The organism is Kutzneria viridogrisea DSM 43870 (assembly GCF_000525635.1).
GTDB classification, from domain to species: domain Bacteria; phylum Actinomycetota; class Actinomycetes; order Mycobacteriales; family Pseudonocardiaceae; genus Kutzneria; species Kutzneria viridogrisea.
Map to the genome: position 1 here is coordinate 5513503 of NZ_CP007155.1, position 17060 is coordinate 5530562.

General features: G+C 69.8%; 18 protein-coding genes and 1 pseudogene. 7 read left to right on the forward strand and 12 right to left on the reverse strand.

From position 1 onward, the window contains the following. Window positions 1-46 precede the first annotated feature (46 nt). The 4 genes from KALB_RS24585 to KALB_RS24600 are packed head-to-tail and all read left to right on the forward strand — an operon-like array spanning window position 47 to window position 2811. Entirely contained in the window at window positions 47-517 is a 471-nt protein-coding gene (locus KALB_RS24585; RefSeq protein ID WP_148309612.1) for a methyltransferase domain-containing protein, read from the forward strand. Then, window positions 514-1431, forward strand: coding sequence for an NAD-dependent epimerase/dehydratase family protein (locus KALB_RS24590; protein ID WP_025358366.1), 918 nt, complete (start codon window positions 514-516; stop codon window positions 1429-1431). The genes KALB_RS24585 and KALB_RS24590 overlap by 4 nt, the downstream gene beginning before the upstream one ends. After that, window positions 1415-2221 (forward strand): hypothetical protein, encoded by an 807-nt coding sequence (locus KALB_RS24595; RefSeq protein ID WP_025358367.1) that lies wholly within the window; start codon window positions 1415-1417, stop codon window positions 2219-2221. Before KALB_RS24590 ends, KALB_RS24595 begins: the two co-directional genes overlap by 17 nt. Beyond that, window positions 2218-2811: a glycosyltransferase family 2 protein gene (locus tag KALB_RS24600; protein WP_025358368.1), complete on the forward strand. Its 594-nt coding sequence runs from the start codon at window positions 2218-2220 to the stop codon at window positions 2809-2811. Before KALB_RS24595 ends, KALB_RS24600 begins: the two co-directional genes overlap by 4 nt. A 660-nt stretch (window positions 2812-3471) precedes the next feature. On the opposite strand, the gene KALB_RS24605 is transcribed toward KALB_RS24600, so the two are convergent. Then, window positions 3472-4680, reverse strand: coding sequence for a tyrosine-type recombinase/integrase (locus KALB_RS24605; RefSeq protein ID WP_081789476.1), 1209 nt, complete (start codon window positions 4678-4680; stop codon window positions 3472-3474). A 188-nt stretch (window positions 4681-4868) separates the two neighbouring features. After that, window positions 4869-5372, reverse strand: a pseudogene (locus KALB_RS45595) (MFS transporter); the annotation flags it as partial. 22 nt (window positions 5373-5394) lie between these two features. On the opposite strand from KALB_RS45595, the gene KALB_RS24615 reads away from it, so the two are divergent. Next, on the forward strand, window positions 5395-6282 hold the full coding sequence (locus KALB_RS24615; RefSeq protein WP_158510804.1) for a LysR family transcriptional regulator: 888 nt from the start codon (window positions 5395-5397) through the stop codon (window positions 6280-6282). 12 nt (window positions 6283-6294) lie between these two features. Here the strand turns inward: KALB_RS24615 and KALB_RS24620 are convergent, their stop codons facing one another. The 4 genes from KALB_RS24620 to KALB_RS24635 form a co-directional block, all read right to left on the reverse strand. Next, complete coding sequence (locus KALB_RS24620; protein ID WP_025358372.1) at window positions 6295-6636, reverse strand: VOC family protein; 342 nt, start codon at window positions 6634-6636, stop codon at window positions 6295-6297. Between the two features lie 42 nt (window positions 6637-6678). Continuing rightward, on the reverse strand, window positions 6679-7335 hold the full coding sequence (locus KALB_RS24625) for a maleylpyruvate isomerase N-terminal domain-containing protein (RefSeq protein ID WP_025358373.1): 657 nt from the start codon (window positions 7333-7335) through the stop codon (window positions 6679-6681). Window positions 7336-7555: 220 nt separating this feature from the next. After that, window positions 7556-8440 carry an NAD-dependent epimerase/dehydratase family protein gene (locus KALB_RS24630; protein WP_025358374.1) on the reverse strand — a complete coding sequence of 295 codons (885 nt, stop codon included), beginning with the start codon at window positions 8438-8440 and terminating at the stop codon, window positions 7556-7558. 22 nt (window positions 8441-8462) lie between these two features. After that, window positions 8463-9845: a DHA2 family efflux MFS transporter permease subunit gene (locus KALB_RS24635; protein ID WP_030108781.1), complete on the reverse strand. Its 1383-nt coding sequence runs from the start codon at window positions 9843-9845 to the stop codon at window positions 8463-8465. An 82-nt stretch (window positions 9846-9927) separates the two neighbouring features. Between KALB_RS24635 and KALB_RS24640 the strand changes: the two genes are divergently transcribed. Then, on the forward strand, window positions 9928-10506 hold the full coding sequence (locus tag KALB_RS24640) for a TetR/AcrR family transcriptional regulator (RefSeq protein ID WP_025358376.1): 579 nt from the start codon (window positions 9928-9930) through the stop codon (window positions 10504-10506). 362 nt (window positions 10507-10868) lie between these two features. Here KALB_RS24640 and KALB_RS24645 read toward each other — a convergent pair whose 3' ends face one another. Together KALB_RS24645 and KALB_RS24650 are read right to left on the reverse strand one after the other, a co-directional pair. Next, window positions 10869-11912: a tyrosine-protein phosphatase gene (locus KALB_RS24645; protein ID WP_025358377.1), complete on the reverse strand. Its 1044-nt coding sequence runs from the start codon at window positions 11910-11912 to the stop codon at window positions 10869-10871. A gap of 62 nt (window positions 11913-11974) precedes the next feature. Next, window positions 11975-12718, reverse strand: coding sequence for a polysaccharide lyase family 7 protein (locus KALB_RS24650; protein WP_025358378.1), 744 nt, complete (start codon window positions 12716-12718; stop codon window positions 11975-11977). Between the two features lie 131 nt (window positions 12719-12849). Between KALB_RS24650 and KALB_RS24655 the strand changes: the two genes are divergently transcribed. Further along, window positions 12850-13029, forward strand: a complete 180-nt coding sequence (locus tag KALB_RS24655; protein WP_025358379.1) for a cold-shock protein — start codon at window positions 12850-12852, stop codon at window positions 13027-13029. A gap of 42 nt (window positions 13030-13071) precedes the next feature. Here KALB_RS24655 and KALB_RS24660 read toward each other — a convergent pair whose 3' ends face one another. From KALB_RS24660 to KALB_RS24675, 4 genes are all read right to left on the reverse strand, one after another. Continuing rightward, the gene (locus KALB_RS24660; RefSeq protein ID WP_025358380.1) at window positions 13072-13719 is read right to left on the reverse strand and encodes a class I SAM-dependent methyltransferase; all 648 of its coding nucleotides are present in this window, start codon (window positions 13717-13719) and stop codon (window positions 13072-13074) included. Window positions 13720-13840: 121 nt separating this feature from the next. Beyond that, the gene (locus KALB_RS24665; protein WP_025358381.1) at window positions 13841-15439 is read right to left on the reverse strand and encodes an ABC-F family ATP-binding cassette domain-containing protein; all 1599 of its coding nucleotides are present in this window, start codon (window positions 15437-15439) and stop codon (window positions 13841-13843) included. 123 nt (window positions 15440-15562) lie between these two features. Then, window positions 15563-16729 (reverse strand): epoxide hydrolase family protein, encoded by a 1167-nt coding sequence (locus KALB_RS24670; protein WP_025358382.1) that lies wholly within the window; start codon window positions 16727-16729, stop codon window positions 15563-15565. A gap of 82 nt (window positions 16730-16811) precedes the next feature. Continuing rightward, window positions 16812-17027, reverse strand: a complete 216-nt coding sequence (locus KALB_RS24675) for a hypothetical protein (RefSeq protein WP_025358383.1) — start codon at window positions 17025-17027, stop codon at window positions 16812-16814. Between the last annotated feature and the right edge of the window lie 33 nt (window positions 17028-17060).

A 17060-nucleotide genomic window follows, 5' to 3' on the forward strand; every position in this document is an offset into this window, starting at 1 on the left:
CATCGATGAGCCCGCACACCAAGGCAGGCTCACGCTGGCAGCGGACATGGTTCGGTGGGCCGTCGAACATCACCCTGTCCAGTCAGTGGTAGACCTGGGATGCGGTGACGGCGGTCTGCTGTGGTCACTGCGCGACCTCGCGGAGCGGTGGCAACTGCGCATGTGGGGCTACGACCTTCAGCCGTCCAACATCGGCCCAGCCGTGTCTGAGCGTGGCGTGGATGTCCGGTACGGGGACGTCGTCACTGGGGATGTGGAGTGGGCGGACCTCGCAGTGTGCACGGAGATGATCGAGCACCTTGTTGACCCCGCGGCGTTTGTCCGCAGGGTCGCGGAGCAGTCGCGGGTGGTCGTGGCCAGTTCCCCGTTCACGGAGCGCCCCGGCTCGGCTTACAAGTTCCACACCTGGGCGTTCGACATCCAGGGGTACAAGGACTTGCTGGAGCAGGCCGGGTACGAGGTGGTGCGGCACGAGACGACGTCGATGTTCCAGATAGCACTAGGAGTGAAGCCATGAGAGCACTGGTGACTGGCGCGGCCGGGTTCGTGGGCAGGCACATCGTTGCTGAACTCGTGGAACGCGGCTGGACCGTGACCCCCGTCGACCTCATCCATGGCGAGGACTGCCTCGACCTGTTCCGCACGGACACGACCCGCTACGACCTCGCAGTCCACTGTGCCGCGGTCGTGGGTGGCCGAGCATGCATCGACGGGTCGCCCCTGTCAGTGGGGACGAACCTGGCGTTGGATGCCTGGTACTTCCGATGGCTGGAGCGATCGCGGACCCCGAGGGCGGTGTACTTCTCCAGTTCAGCGGTGTACCCGGTGGCGCTGCAGACCGCTTCGATCCATCGAGTGTCCACCTGGCATCAGGTTGCCCCGGTTCGTGCGCTGACGTCGGGGCGGCGGCTCGTCGAGGACGACGTGGACTTCTCGTTGATGGGGCGGCCGGATCAAACGTACGGTTTCGGGAAGCTCGCCGGGGAGGTCTTGGCGCGGTACGCGGAGGAGACGGGGACTCGGGTGACGATCGCGAGGCCGTTCTCGGGGTATAGCGAGATGCAGCCACTGGATTACCCGTTCCCGTCATTCGTGGACCGTGCCCAGCGCCACGCAGACCCGTTCGACATCTGGGGTGACGGCGAGCAGGTCAGAGACTGGGTGCACATCAGCGACGTGGTTGCGGGGACGCTCGCTGCGGTCGAACAGGACGTTCAGGGGCCGGTGAACCTGTGTACGGGCCGGGCGACGAGCTTCAACGAGCTAGCGAAGCTGGTCACCGAGGCGGCTGGCTACTCTCCTGGGTTCCGGCATCTGACAGCGAAGCCCAGTGGGGTGCAGTACCGGGTCGGGGACCCGGCGAAGCTGCACACGCTCTACACCCCACGTGTCTCCTTGGAGGAAGGGATTCGCCGTGCGCTCGCTGGATGACCTGCCGCCGGGAACACCGGGCACGACGGGCTACCTGTGCCCAGTCGACGGCTGCGACTGGTTCCACTACGAGCCGCCCACGCCGCAACCCCAGTCAACGGGCGAAGTCGTCACGTTCCTCAACGAGCACAGCGACCCGACTGCGGGCAGCCTGACGGAGGCAATCTCGTCGGCAGTCGGGAACGTGCTCCTCGATGAGACGCGGCGGGTCGACGCGATCCTGCGGGAGCACTTCGGCACGCACCAGCCGGAGGACTTCCTGCGCACCATCAATCGGTTGCAGGGACAGATCGATTGCGTGGTGACCGAGTACGGGCAACTCATGTCCGGCGGCGGCGTGCATGTGCGTCCGTCTAGCCCGGAGTTGGAAGCCATCTACCCGCTGGAACGGTGGATACCTGATAACCGCCGTCACGGTGGCACAGTACTCCGGCGTCGGGTGGTTGTGGTCGAAGACTGGGAGGACGGTCCGCGCTGCCTGCTGGGTGCGTTGACGGGGTGTTCGCCCGAGTTCGAATTCCTCAACCGTTGCTTCCTCGCGGACCTGCACCTCATCTATGACCCCAGCCTCCGCGCGCCCACAGCCGATGAAGAACGTCGCTGGAGCGTCACGCGGGACATCAACTATGCCAAGAGGCGCACCCGGAACGAGCACGCGATCAGGACCGCCGACGATGGCCATGTGTCCTGTGTCCTCTGCCAGAACGACAGCTGGCCATGTGACCCGATCAAGGAACTGCTACAGCCCTACGCCGACCGGCCCGGCTACGAGGAAAGGTGGGCACTGTGAACCCCAGCATCGGCCTCGTCATCCCCGCCCACCCCGCGCGAGTCCGGAACGGGATGCTCACACGCGCCATCAACTCGGTCTGTGTGCAGAAGCTCCAGCCGTCCGAGCTGCACGTCACCGTTGACCGGCGCCGAGAGGGCGCGGCAGCCACCCGCAACCGGGGGCTCGCCGCCGTGCAGGCGAAGTGGGTGGCGTTCCTCGACTCCGACGACGAATTCCTGCCGCAGCACCTGGAGCGACTGGCCGCTCACGCCGTCGAGACTGGCGCGGACATGGTGTACCCGTGGTTCGAGCCGGTTGGTATGACCGACCCGGTTGGCCGATTCGGACAGCCGTTCGACCCAGTGCAACTGCGGACGGCCAACTACATCCCGGTCACCGTGCTGGTGCGCACCGAGCTGTTGCGCTCGGTAGGTGGCTTCCGTGACCGGTTTGACCCCGCTGTGCTGGCCACCTGCGAGGACTGGGGAGCGTGGCTGGCTCTGGTCGACGCGGGCGCCCGGATCGTGCACCTGCCGGAGCGCACCTGGAAGTGGCACCAACATGGCGGCCGAACCTCGGGCCGTGCCGTGCAGGGCGACGCCGCCTAAGCGAAACGGCCCCCGCTGGAACAGGGGCCGCTCGTCGCGCCTCTCCCGGTCCGGAGAGCCGTCCAACTCCACCTCGGCTGCTGCCACACAGCCTTGGGACTACCTGCGGAGACGCCGCCCAGCATAGCTGGCCCACAACCCTGGTAGCCCTGTTCAAGCGAAACGGCCCCTCGCTCCAACAAGGGGCCGTTCGTCCTACTTAACAGGCCCGCTGCAACGGGACCGTTTCTCGGCTACACCACCGGGCACCGCGCACAGAACCTGGAGGCCTCTCCAGGCTAGCAGCGTTCCCGCAGGTCAGACCTCATTTTGGAACCGACTGGAACCACACCTCGTGCGCCAACGCCCATGATCATGGGTCATAGTGCAGCGGGGTGAGCTGGGGCTCGGTGTTCGCGTACTGGGTCCAGCTCCTCCGCGCCTTCAGCGGCGATCCGTCGACACTCCGGGCACCTCGGCACACCCAGCAGGCACGGGTTCCGGCGCACCGAGTGCCACGCGCGGCTCCGTTGCCCGCAGCGGGACTCTGGGGTGAGCCGACGGTCGGGACGCAGCTGGTGAGCGTACCCCAGCCGGGTTCCGTGCAAGAGAGCCACGAACCAGTCGTCCATGACACTGAGGATCCCGCGCTCAACCGCCGCAAGGCAAGGCAACGCTGCTTCAGGGAGCGTCATCGGACGTCAACAGTCGATCGATGGCATCGCCAGCGGCAGCACTTGGAATGCGTGCCGTGTAGTGCTTCTCCGCAGTTGAGGAGTTGGAGTGGCGCAGCTGCCTTGGGATGTCCTCTGCCCGGCCGCTTTCTCGTAGCCAGGTTGACACTGTCTTGCGACCCCACCTAGAGCTGAACTCCTCGCGCCCGAGACGCTTGGACAGCCGGTCAATCGACCGGAACAGGTTGTTCGGCCTCAGGTAGCCGCCATCGGCGGCGGCGAAGACTGGCTGGTCACCCGGAACCCCTTCTGGCACTCGTACAAGAAGCATGGTGTAGATGCTGCTGGGGAGGTAGAGGACTCCTTCTGAGGTGTCGGTCTTGCCGTTGTGTCGGATGAGGCCGTGTTCACCGTGGACCACGTTCCCGTTGATCCACACGCTGTGGGGCGGCAACGTTCGGTCGCCGAACACGGGATGGGTGACCTTGATCTTGTTCTCTGTGAGGTTGAGGTCGCACCACCTGATGGCCAGTGCCTCGCCGATGCGGCAGCCAGTGCCGAAGAGGATGCGCAGCACGCTGGGCACGACGCTGTGTTTCATGTACCTGTCGGCATCGACGGCTTCCATGAACTCGCGGAGCTCGTCCTTGTCGAACGCCGCGATCTGCTTCTTGTCGTCACGCGGGATCCGGTCAAGGTCGAGCGTGGGGTTGTCGCGCCGGTCCATGAGCTCGTTCAGGATCGCGAACTGGAACACCCCCTGCATGACCTGGCGAGCGGATGCGCGCACGCTGCTGGAGTAGCCCTGCTCACGTAGGTCGTCGAGGAGACGCTGGATCCGAGATGGCCGGCACTCGTGCAGCCTGAGCTTCCCGATAGCGGGGATAACCTGGTTGCGGATGGTTGAACGGTGCTTGACGTAGGTCGTGTACTTCTCCTTGCGGTAGACCTTCTTGAGCCATGCCTCGGCGATCTTCTCGAAGGTTGACGCGCGCGTGATCTTGTCGTCGGCCCCCTTGAGGCTGCGGAAGTACTTGAGCAGGGCGCGACGCGCCTCGTCCTCGTCCTTGCCCCAACGTTCCCTCTTGGCGGTGGTTCCGTCGTTGAACCGGTAGAGCGCGTAGGCGCGGCAACGGGGCGGGGACCCATCCTTCGGCTTGGACCAGGCGTAGCCGATCTTGCCGTGTTCGCCGACATCCAAAGTGGGTCGCGCCATACCTCACCGTCCATGATCAATATTGGACCGGATGGTTTTCGGTGGGAATGATCTTTCGATCCTACTGGCATCCGGCCGAGCACCTCGCTGAGCAGGCACTCTACACCGCCTGGCGTTGTTTGGCACCTGATCAGGAACATCCAGTGCCAGCTGGCGTAGGTGGTGAGCAGACCGCCGAGCAGCGGGGCCATCACCGGCGCGACCAGACCGGGCCACACCACGTACGCCATCACGCGCGGGATGTCGGTCTTGGCGGCCTTGGCCATCACGACCAGCCTGCCGACCGGCACCATCATCGCCCCGCCGACGCCCTGCGCGACCCGCATGGCGACCAGCTGGCCGAGTCCGGCGCTCAGCGCACAACCCAGGGAGGCCAGGGTGAACACGGCGATCGCCGTGAGGAACACCCGGCGTGCGCCGAAGCGGGCGGTCAGCCAGCCGCTGAGCGGGATCAGCACGGCCAGGGTCAACAGGTAGGCGGTCATCACCAGGCCGATCGCGGTCGGCTCCACGTGCAGGGAGGCGCCCAGCTGCGGTGCCGCCGTGGACACGATCGTGCCGTCCAGGTTCTCCATGAAGAAGCACCCGGCGACGAGCAGCGCGGTCGAGCGGTGGGTTCGGTCAATCACCACCTCATCCTGCGGCCCAGAACTGTTGCACACCAGTTCCGAGTCAACAATGCAGCATTGCATCCAATGCAACTATGCTGCTCGGGTGCTGTTGCCCGACATGAACCTGCTGCCCGCACTGGACGCCCTGCTCCGCGAGGGCAGTGTGTCCGAGGCCGCCGCCGCGCTGAACGTCTCCCCCTCGGCCATGAGCCGCACACTGGGCCGCCTGCGCCGGGTCGTCGGGGACCCACTGCTGGTCCCCTCCGGGCGCGGACTGGCCCGCACCGAGCGGGCCCGCGCGCTGCAACCACAGGTCGAGGCGGCGCTGGCCGGTGCACTCGCCGCGCTGCGCCCACCCCAGCCGGTGGACATCGCCAGCCTGGACCGGACCTTCGTGATCCGCACCAGCGACGGGCTGGCCGTGGCGCTGGGCGCCGCGCTGACCAAACGGGTGGCCCGCGAGGCGCCGGGCGTGCGGCTGCGCATCCTGCCCGAGGGCGAGGAGGATCCCGCCGACCTGCGGGACAAGGTGGACCTGGACATCGGTGAGCTGCCGGAGCTGCCGCACGACGTGTGCAGCAGCTTCCTGTACCGGCACCCCTACGCGGCGATTGCCCGCGCCGGCGGCCCACACGACGAGCAAACCCTGACCGTGCAACGGTTCGCGGCCATCCCGCACCTGACCGTCTCACGAAGGGGCCGCGCGCACAGCGTGATCGACGACCGACTGGCCGAGCTGGGGCTGACTCGGCACGTGCTGGCCACCGTGCCCAGCTGCGGCACCGCCAGCCTGCTCGCGCTGAGCACCGACGCGCTCGCACTGGTGCCCGCGTCGTTCGCGGCCGCGGCGGCACGGGTCATGCCGTTGGTGTGCTGGGAGATCCCGCTGGATCTGCCGCACACGGCCATCGGCATGGCCTGGCACATCCGCGTGGACGCCGACCCCGCGCACCAGTGGCTGCGCACCTGCGTGGCGGAGATCGCCATCTGAGGGCCCTGGCGGTCAGACCGGCGCGCCGCCGAACCCGATCTCGTTGCCGTCCGGGTCGCGGAAGGTGGCCTTGCGGACGCCGTTGGCGTAGGTCTCGCGCTCGGCCGGTTCCAGTCCCCGCTCGGCGATCCGCGCGATGCGGTCGTCGAAGTCGTCGACGAAGACGGTGTGCATGGCGTGCCCGGCGTGTTCGGGCCGCACGTCGATGTACAGGTACCGGTGGTCGGCGAGCTCCCACACCGCCTCGGTGCCGTTGGGCAGGAACGACGGCGGGGCACCGAGGAGTCGCTCGTACCAGGCCCTCGCCGAGGTGTAGTCGCGGACGGGGATGCCCGCGAACAGATCCGTGGTCATGAGGTCATGCTAGGCAGGACCTCGCGACCGGCGGCGGGACGATCATCCGACGATGAGCGGGAGTTCCGCGGCCAGCTCACCGAGTTCGGCGTTCTCCGCCTCGGTCGGCGCACGCCGTCCGGTGCCCACCAACAGCGCGTCCTTGTCGGAGAAGGAAGCGGGGAACTTGGCCCCGGCAATCTTCTCCAGCATCTCGCGTGTCCGGGCGAGCCCCTCCGCGGGCGGCTCGGCGGCCTCCGGCAGGTGCGCGATCAGGTCGAGGTGGTGCAGCGTCCACTCCAGGACGTACGCGGAGAGGTAGTCGCCCGCGGTGAGCACCACGTCGCGCGTGCTGACCCGCACTCCTGGGTCGGCGAGTTCGGCGGCGCGGCCGGCGGCGGAGCCGAGGTCGTCGAGGTGGAACTTGAGCAGCCACGGCTCCTCGTACGCGGCGGCCAGCCGGACGATCAGCGCGTCGAGCGGGTCCGCACCGGTCGGCGGCGTCTCGGCGACCTCCCAGTAGGTCACCGCGTCGCGTGTCGGTTCCGCCTCGGTGGGCGTCACGAGGGTGATCAGGACGTCCTGAGCGTCGATCACCAGGTGGCACACCAGGTCCCGCACGAGCCAGCCGGTGCAGCCGGAGGGCTGTGCGAAGTCCTCGTCGGTGAGTTCGGCGACCGCCGTGCGCAACGCGGTCCAGGAGCGTGAGAAGAGATCCACAGCCGCAAGCTAGCAGTGCCCGCCCGAAGCGGCGACCGATTTCGTCGGCCCAGCGGGATATTCCTCAGCTGGCGCGAGCGGGCACGGCACCCTGGACCTCGTGGTGCTCAACGCAGGCGGCCCGCCGCCTGGCCGGGCGGCGGGCGTTCGACCTGTTGCCCGGTAACCAGTTCCACGCCGAGATCAGCGGTATCGGTGAGGTCGGTGTGCGGTTCCAGGCTCAGTCAGCCGTGTAGGAGCCTTCGGCGATGTCCGCCAGCAAGGAAACGGCCGTGGGCTGCCAGCCGAGGACCTGGGTCGCCCGGCTGGAATCGATCACGCTGTCCAGGGCGAGGGCGAAGGCGTTGTGCGGCTCCAACTCGTCACGCGCCTGGTCCGCGGTGATGGAGCAGGCCGCCGTGCCGGTGTTACGGGCCACGGCCCCGGCGATGTCCCTCACGCTGACCGGCTCCGCGGTGGCGGCGTTGAAAATGCGCTCCGCGGGCCGCTTCGCGAGGAGCCGGACGTAGAGGTCGGCCAGGTCCGCCACGTGCACGGCCGAGATCCGGTTCGCCCCATCGCCGATGTAGACGGCCTTGCCGCTTTCCCTTGCCGTGTCGAGGAAGTTGCGCACCGGTCCCGGCCCGTTGTGGCCGTGCACGAGTCCCGCGCGGATGACGTGGACGGGCACGACCCCGTTGTCCAGGACCTGCCGTTCGCCCGCGATCTTGTGCGGCTGGATCGTGTGCTCGTCCACGGGGTCCTCCTCGCGGGCGGGGCGCTCACCGCCGGGCGGGTAGACCAGACCGGTGCTGGTGTAGACCAGCTGGCGCGAGGCGTCGAGGCCGCTCAGGAGTGCTTCCAGGGCAAGGCGTTCGGTGGTGCCCAGGTCCGGGTCGGCGAAGTCGATGGCCGCGTGGATGACGGCATCGGCACCGCTCGCGGCCGCGCGCAACAGGTCCAGGTCGGCCAGGCTGCCGCGAACCGGGGTGCCGCCGTTCGCCTCGACCCTGGCCGCTGAGGCTGCGCCGCGGGCCAGGCCCGTGACGAGGTGTCCGGCCGCGACGAGGTGGCGGGTGAGCACGGAGCCGACGTATCCGCTGGCTCCGGTGAGCAGGACCTTCATCAGTGCTTCTCCTTGCTGGGGTTCAAGCGCGGTTGCGAGGCAACAGCGCGACGAGGGGCAGGCACAGGGCAGTGAGGGCGAACACGACGCCGAGGGTCGTGGCCAGGGCGGGCGGGCCGGGGGCGACGGAGTGCAGGTAGACGGTGGTGACGAGGGCGGAGCCGATGCCGTTGGCGATCTGCTGCACGGCGGTCAGCGAGCCGCTGGCGCTGCCCGCCTGGCCGGGGGCGAGCCCACCGAGCGCGGTGGCGAAGACCGTCGAGAAGCAGGCGCCCATGCCCACGCCGATGACGAAGGTGATCGGAGCGAGCGCCGGCAAGGTGATCGTCGTGCCGTCCAGCGTGACGAGCAGCAGCCAGCCGACTCCGGCCAGCGTGACGAGCAGACCGAGGAGCACGATGGTGCGGCCGAGGCGGGTGACCAGCGCCATCGCGGCCGCGGAGGACACGACGATGCCGATGGTCAGCGGCAGCAGGCCCAGGGCCGCCTCCAGCGCGGTGGCGTGCAGAACGTGCTGCACGAACAGGGAGAGCACGTAGACCAGTCCGCTGGACGCGGCGAAGAACACCAAGCCCACCAGCAGTCCTGAGGTGAACCCGCGGTGGCGGAACAGGCTGGGTTCGAGCAGCGGGTTGGCGGCGCGCCGCTGCCGGAGGGCGAACAGGACGAGCAGGAGGACCCCGAGCACCAGTGCGAGAACCGGCAGGACCGGCCAGCCGCTGGCGGGACCGGCGACCAGACCGGACAGGACGCCGAGGATCGCGGCACCGAGCAGCCCGGCGCCGAGGCCGTCGAGTACGACGCCGCGATCGCCCCGGTCATGGGGAAGAACCCTTACCGCGGCGAGGAACCCGAGGGTTCCCAGCAGGATGTTGATCAGGAAGATCGGCCGCCAGGAGAGCCCGGCGATATCGGCCTGGATGAGCACCCCGCCGAGCAGCGGCCCGCCAACGGAGGCGATGCCGACCAGCGGGCCGTAGATCCCGAACGCGGTCCGCAGCAGGTCCGGCGGGAAGGCCTTCGTCATGATCGCCATGCCCTGCGGGATGAGCAGCGCCCCGAACGCGCCCTGCACCACCCGGGCGGCGACCAGGACCACGGGGTCCGGGGCCAGACCGCACGCCGCCGAGGCGATCGTGAACCCGGCCAGTCCGATCAGGAACAGCCTGCGCTGCCCGAACCTGTCCCCCAGCCGCCCGCCGAGCACGAGCAGCACCCCGAGCGCGAGGGCGTACCCGGCGCCCAGCCAGGTGATCAGCCCCTCGCCTCCGCCGAGCCCGGCCGCGATGGTCGGCGCCGCGATGGAGGTGACCGTCGAGTCGATCATGTCGAGCACGTCCGCGAGCAGCACCAGCCCCAGTACCGCCCAGAGGGCCGAGCGGGGCGGGGCACCGGTTGTGGTCATGCCGGGCACCGTACGCGTAATGACTACGCATGCGCAATCACTACACATACGAAGTCACTACGCGACTGTGTACGATGAGTCCATGAGTGCGGAACTGGGCCTGCAGGCGCAGAAGAAGCTGGAGACGCGGCGGGCGCTGACCGCCGCGGCCACGGAACTGTTCCTGGAACGCGGCTACGACCACGTGACGGTCGCGGAGATCGCGGCGCGGGCGCGCGCAGCGGTGACGACCTTGTTCAAGTACTTCCCCGACGGCAAGGACGCGCTGGTCTTCGGCCGCGAGGACCGCGTTGCCGCGTTCGAGGCGGCGATCACCTCGCGCCCCACGGACAAGGCCGTGCTGGACGCCGTGGAGGACTTCGTGCTCGAACGGGCACTGTCCGCACCGGGACGCGACACGACACAGGCCGCGATCGAGCGGCTCATCCTGGAAACCCCCGCGCTGCGGGCCTACGCGCGCAAGATGTGGGCCGACTGCGAACCGGTTCTCGCCGAACTGCTCGCCAAGGAGGCCGGGCGGGACGTGGACACGAACACCCGCGCGCTGGCCCGGTTCGCCCTGGAGGTCCCCGATCTGGCCGCGCAGGACCGCAGTCCCCGGGAGGCCACAGCCGCCGTCTTCACCCAACTCCGCAACGGCTGGGCGAACTCCCGGCGATGACGGCCGACCGCCGATGCGGACGCTTCGCGGTCAGCTGGCGACCGGCGCGGACGGCATATCCACAGTGGACAGTTGCTCGAGCAGGGTCGGCGTGACCTCGCGGTAGGCGGCGATCCAGACCGCCGCGGTCGGAGAGCAAGTACTGGGCCTTGGGGCTCTGCGCGGTCACCCCGGGGTAGCGCCGGGTGCGGTACCGAACTCGACCGGGACGCCCGGCCGAGCGCGTCGGCGTGGCCTCGCCGCGCTCAGCTTGGGGGCGACCCGCAGTCGGGAGTCCCGCTGAGCGGGATCGGGTCACCGGGGCGTGGCTGGGAGCCTGGCCAGTACCCGCAGAGCTTCCCGCTCAGCAGGACTTCGACCGGTCAGACGAGCAACGCGGCGCGCAGGGCGGCCGGGTCGACGTGCAGCCCGGCGGACAGGTACCGGTCGAAGCCGCCGAACTCCTTCGCGACCTCGGCGAACCCGCTGTCCAGGTACTTCGCGCGCACCTCCAGGATCGGCCGGACGATCTCGCGCACGTCCTCGGGCAGCTGGGACAGCACGGCCTCGTTGGCGGCGGCGCGGTAGGTGTTGCTGGCCAGGTAGTCGGCGTACACGGTCTCGCGCGGCACGCCCAGCGCGGTCAGCAGCACCGCGCTCGTCCAGCCGGTACGGTCCTTGCCCGCGGTGCAGTGGTACAGCACGTTGTGCGTGCGCCGATCGGCGATCCCGGCGAGCACGGAGTGGTAGCCCGCCTGCGCGCTGGCCGCTCGGACCAGGTGAACCTCCGTGTCCATCATGAGTTGCTCGGCCTGCTCGGGCGTCTGCGGATCGGTGTCGGGCCCGCCGGTGCCCACCACGTCGTAGGTGTGCGCGGTGGCGCCTGCCGGGACCCGGTCGGGGGCCTGCTCCCGCTCGGCCGGGCTGCGCAGGTCGTCCACGGTGCGGATGCCCAGCCGTCGCAGCTTGGCCAGGTCCGCCTCGCTGAGCGCGCTCAGGTCGCTGGAGCGGTAGACCGCGCCCATGCGCACCCAGTGGCCGTCGGCCGTCCGGTAGCCGCCCGCGTCGCGGAAGTTGGGCGCGCTGGCCAGGTGCAGGTCGCGGTCGGCCACGGTGAGCCCGGCGCCGTGGTCGGGCACGAGGCGGAACCACCAGCGATCAGCCGCCCCGAGCCCGCTCACCGTGATCGCCGAGGTGCCCTCGCCGCGGCCGACCGGGTGCCCGTAGTCGATGCCGTCCTGCGTCCTGCCCGCGTACACCGTGACCTGGCGCACCCCGGGCGCGGACCAGCTCAGCGCGAAGGACCCGGCGTCGCGCTGAGTGGCCGTGGCCGCGGTGAACGGGATCTCCTTCGGCGCCGCCCCCGCCGGGGCCGGGGCCGCGGTCAGCGTCAGCGCGAGCAGCGCGGTCACCGTCTTGATCAGCATCGGCCCAGCCAAACACGGCCCGCGGCCCGCCGGAAGCCGCGGCAGCGAACGTTGCCCGCCTGTCAGCCCTGGTGGCTGACCCGCAGCCCGTACACGGTGACCTCCCCGTAGTTGTCGGCGGAGCAGGGCTCGGAGTTGCCGCAGTTGGCCTGGGTGTAAACGCCTGCCTTGAAGTAGTCACCTGAGGAGTCCACGGAGGTTGTGGCTACGAGGTGGTCGTTGTAGTACGCCCTGACCTGACCGCCACCCGCCACGAAGCGGGCGCGGAACCGGGTGCCGAGCCGGTAGTCCGAGGTGACGAGCCGGTAGTGGGTATCGTCGCCCTTGGTGACGTAGAGCTTGCTGCCCTCCAGCCGGAACACGGTCACGTCCTCGTCCCGGTCGTGGATCTGGGCGGTGACCACGTGGTCCTTGGTCCTCGGCAGGTGCGTGACCGCCTCGTCGACCTCCAGCGTGCTGGTGCCGGAGGTGGTCGACCAGCTGGCCTCGCGCGAGCCGTCGGGGCTCATCTCGCGCAGCTCCGAGCGCGGGTAGCCGCTGCCGCTGGTGGTCACGCCGTTCACCGCGGCGCGGAACCGGACCCCGTCACACTGGGCGTCCGGGGTGAACCACGGCGCGGCCTCGTAGGTGGCCAGCGCGGGCTGCTTGACCTCCGTCGGGTGGCCTTTCGACCCCGTGGGCAGGGTCAACTTCCAGCTCTTCAGGTCCAGGACCTGCGCGGGGTGGCCGCACGCGGGCTGGGGTGCGGCGACGGGCAGGGGCGTGAGGGTGCCGAAGACCAGCACCGGAGCGAGGATCCACTGCATGCCGGGACCCTAGCGCCCGCGTTCGGCTGACCGGGTGCTACCAGCGGTCACGCCTTGCCCGGCTCAGGCGGTGCTCGGGATCCTCGAATCCCGAAAGAGACCATTCGGACAGGTGTGGAGGACTGTCGATCATGGCTGTGGGAACCGTGAAGTGGTTCAAGCCCGGTAAGGGGTACGGGGTCATCAAGCAGGAGGACGGCAACGAGGTGCTCGTGAACTCCGAGACACCGCTGCGCGACGGTGCGCGGGTGAGCTTCGAACTGGTCGACAACCAGGGCATGCAGGTGGCGAGCAACGTTCAGCCCGCCTGAGCCGGGAGTGTGGGCGCGGCAGGTCCGCGCCCACACCGGGCGTCACGGCTTGCGGAACACCGCACGCCAGCGGTTGACCTCGGGCACCTGCTCCACGTGCTCGGCGCGCAGCCCGTCCACCGCGAAGGAGTCCAGCTCCGAGCGGGTCAGCGGCCAGGGCGGCCCTACCGGGTCCGTGCCCTCCTCACGGATGCCGGAGATCACCAGCAGTTCCCCGCCAGCGGCCACCATCCGTCCCACGTGGATGATCGACTTCTCCCGCACGTCCAGCGGCATGGACTGCACGGTGATCGACTCCACCACGAGGTCGAAGGCGCCGGTCCACTCGGCGGGCGGGTCCAGCAGGTCGGCGACCACGTAGTCCACCGAGGACTCGGGGAAGCGCTCCCGCGCCCCGCGCACGGCCGTGGCCGAGATGTCGAAGGCCGTGGTGTGGAACCCCAGTGAGGCAACGTATTCCGCATCGCGCCCCAGCCCGCAGCCGACCACCAGCGCGCGGCCGGTCGCACTGCCCGGCCCGCGCTTCTCGGCCCAGCCGACCAGCAGCGGGTTGGGCTGCTCGCGATCCCAGGGCACGATCGCGTCGCCGGCCTCCGCCGCCACGTACAGCCGCTCGAACCACCCGGTGGGATCGCCCTGCGCGATCGATTCGGCTGCCAGTCGCCGGTCCGCGTAACGGTCAACAGTCATGCCGCCAGTCTGGCACGCGCACCGGCGGCTGTCCGCCGATTTGACCAGGTCGGTGGCGTGCGCCCGAGCCCGGCTCACAGGTGTGGCCGGGACTCGGGCACGGCTGAGCTGGGTGGCGGGGTCAGGCCAGGGACACCAGGTCGGCGTACTGCTCGCCCCAGAAGTCCTCGACCCCGTCGGGCAGCAGCAGGACCCGTTGCGGGCGCAGGGCTTCGATCGCGCCAGGATCGTGGCTGACGAGCACGACCGCGCCTCGGTAGCCGCCGATCGCCGCCAGAACCTCGTTGCGGGAGGCGGGATCCAGGTTGTTCGTCGGCTCGTCGAGCAGCAGCACGTTGGCCCGGGAACTGACCAACCCGGCCAGCGCCAGCCGGGTCTTCTCCCCGCCGGAGAGCACCGACACCGGCTTGTCCAGGTCGTCACCGGAGAACAGGAAGGAACCGAGGACTCGCCGCACCTCCTGGTCCTCCAGGTACGGCGCGGAGTCGACCAGGTTCTGCCGCACGGTGCGCGCGCCGTCCAGCGTTTCGTGCTCCTGGTCGTAGTAGCCGAGCCGCACGCCGTGCCCGTGCACGACCCGGCCGGTGTCGGGCCGCTCGCGACCGGCCAGGACGCGCAGCAGCGTGGTCTTGCCCGCGCCGTTGAGGCCGAGGATCGCCACGCGGCTGCCCCGGTCCACGGCCACGTCCACGGAGCTGAAGACCTCCAGCGACCCGTAGGACTTGGACAAGCCGTTGGCGGCCAACGGGGTTCGCCCGCACGGGGCGGGATCGGGCAGCCGCAGCCGGGCCACCCGGTCGGTGCGCCGCTCGGGCTCCAGCTCGGCGAGCATGCGGCCAGCGCGGCGCGCCATGTTCTTCGCGGCCACGGCTGTCTTCACGTTGGCGCGCATGCGATCGGCCTGCGCGATGAGCTGCTCTGCCTTGCGCTCGGCGTTGACCCGCTCCCTGCGGCGCCGCCGCTCGTCGGTCTGTCGCTGCTCCAGGTACGCCTGCCAGCCCAGGTTGTGCACCTCGACCGTGGCCCGGTTCGCGTCCAGGTGGAACACCCGGTTCACCGTGGCGCGCAACAGGTCCACGTCGTGGCTGATGACCACCAGCCCGCCGGGGAAGCTCGCCAGGAAGCGGCGCAGCCAGCCGATCGAGTCGGCGTCCAGGTGGTTGGTGGGCTCGTCCAGCAGCAGGGTGTCGTACTCGGCGAACAGCAACCGGGCCAGCTCCACCCGACGGCGCTGGCCGCCCGAGAGCGTGCCCAGTTCCTGGCCGAGCGCGCGTTCGGGCAGGCCCAGGTTGGCCGCGACCTGTGCCGCGCCCGCCTCGGCCGCGTACCCGCCGCGGGCCACGAACTCCGCCTCTGCGCGGGCGTAGGCGTTGAGCGCGCGCTCCAGCGCGGGACCGCGCGCGGCGGCCATCGCCGACTCGGCGGCCCGCAGCGCGCGCACCGACTCGTCCAGCCCGCGCGCGGACAGGATGCGGTCGGCGGCGGTGCGGCCGGGGTCCCCGCTGCCGGGGTCCTGCGGCAGGTAGCCGACCTGGCCGGTGCGGGTGACCGAACCGGCCGCGGGCTGGCCCTGGCCCGCGAGGATCCGCGCCAGGGTGGTCTTGCCCGCCCCGTTGCGGCCGACCAGGCCGATCTTGTCCCCGGGGGACACGCGGAAGCTCACGCCGCCGAGCAGCAGGCGGGCGCCGACGCGCACGTCGACACCAGTAACGGTGATCATGGAAGTGCTCTCCGGATCTAGCTGAGGACAGACTGGTGGCGCAGAACTGTCTGAAGCAGCTAGGAGATCCGGGGCAGAGCCATGTCAGCGACTGTAACAGGGGGCGGCGCGCACGGCAGCCGGTTAGTCCGCGGCCGGGCGCAGTGGCCGGAAGAACTCCCTGATCTCGTGGACCAGCTCCGCCGGCCGCTCCAGCGCCGCGAAGTGCCCGCCGCGCTCGAACTCGGTGAACCGCACCAGGTTGTGCGCGCGGCGCACCCACTGCTCCGGCGGGGCGTAGATCTCCTTCGGGAAGCGTGCGTACCCGGTGGGCGTGTCGATGTAGCAGGGCTGAACCGGCAGGCTGGACGGGTTCTGCCTGCTCTCGTAGTACAGCCGCACCGAGCTCGCGATCGTGTTGGTCAGCCAGTACAGGCTGATGTTGGTCAGCAGCTCGTCCTTGCTGTGCACCGACTCCACGTCCCCGTCGCAGTCGCTCCAGGTGCGGAACTTCTCCACGATCCACGCCGCGAGCCCGGCGGGCGAGTCGGCCAGCCCGGCCGCCAGCGTGGCCGGCTTGGTGCCCTGGATCTGCCCGTACGCGCCCTCCGCCGCGCGCCAGGCCGCCCGGCCCTCGTTGTACTCCCGCTCGGCCTCGCTCAGCGGAGCGGAGTCCTCGTCCAGCACCGGGTTCGCCGCGATCATGTTCAGGTGGATGCCCGCCACGGTGTCCACGTGGTCGCGGCCGAGGCAGGTCGTGACCACCGCGCCCCAGTCCCCACCCTGCGCCCCGTAGCGCGGGTAGCCCAGCACCTCGGTCATCAGCCGGTCGAACAGGTCCGCGATCTGCTTCGGGCCGATGCCCGGCCGCCCCGGGTGCGGGGAGAAGCCGTAACCGGGCAGGCTCGGCGCCACCACGTCGAAGGCGTCCGCCGGGTCCCCGCCGTGCGCCGCCGGGTCGGTCAGCGGCCCGATGATCTTGTGCACCTCCCAGAACGAACCCGGCCAGCCGTGCGTGAACAGCAGCGGGAACGGTCGCGGGCCGGTGCCCTTGGCGTGCACGAAGTGCAGGGTGCAGTCGTCCACCTCGGCCTGGAACTGCGGCAGCTCGTTCAGCTTCGCCTCGGCCGCCCGCCAGTCGAACCGGGTGCGCCAGTACTCGACCAGTTCGGCGAGGTAGCCCGGCGGCGTGCCGTGGGTCCACTCCTGCCCCGACAGCGCGGGTGCCAACCTGGTGCGGGCCAGCCGCTCGCGCAGGTCGTCGAGCTGTTCCTGGGGGACCTCAACGCGGAACCGCCTCACATGTGCCATGGCCCCATGGAATCACAGCGGTGTCATGAAAGTGCCGTATGAGACATCTGATGTCTCATACGGCACTTTCATGACATGTCGCTCAGCGGGCGGGGCGGCCCACGGTGTGCAGCTCCAGCCAGGCGGCACGGCGACGCCGCTGGCGGGCGTCGAGCCGGTCGCCGTAGCCGGGCAGCAGGCGCCGTGCGGCCTCGTCCACGAGGTTGGGCAGCACACGGGTCAGCGGCAGCCAGCGGCGCCAGCCCGGGCGGTCGAGTTGGATCGCGCGGAAGGTCTGCTCAGTATTGACGGCTGCCAATATTCGATGATCACGAGGCTGCTGCTCGCGACC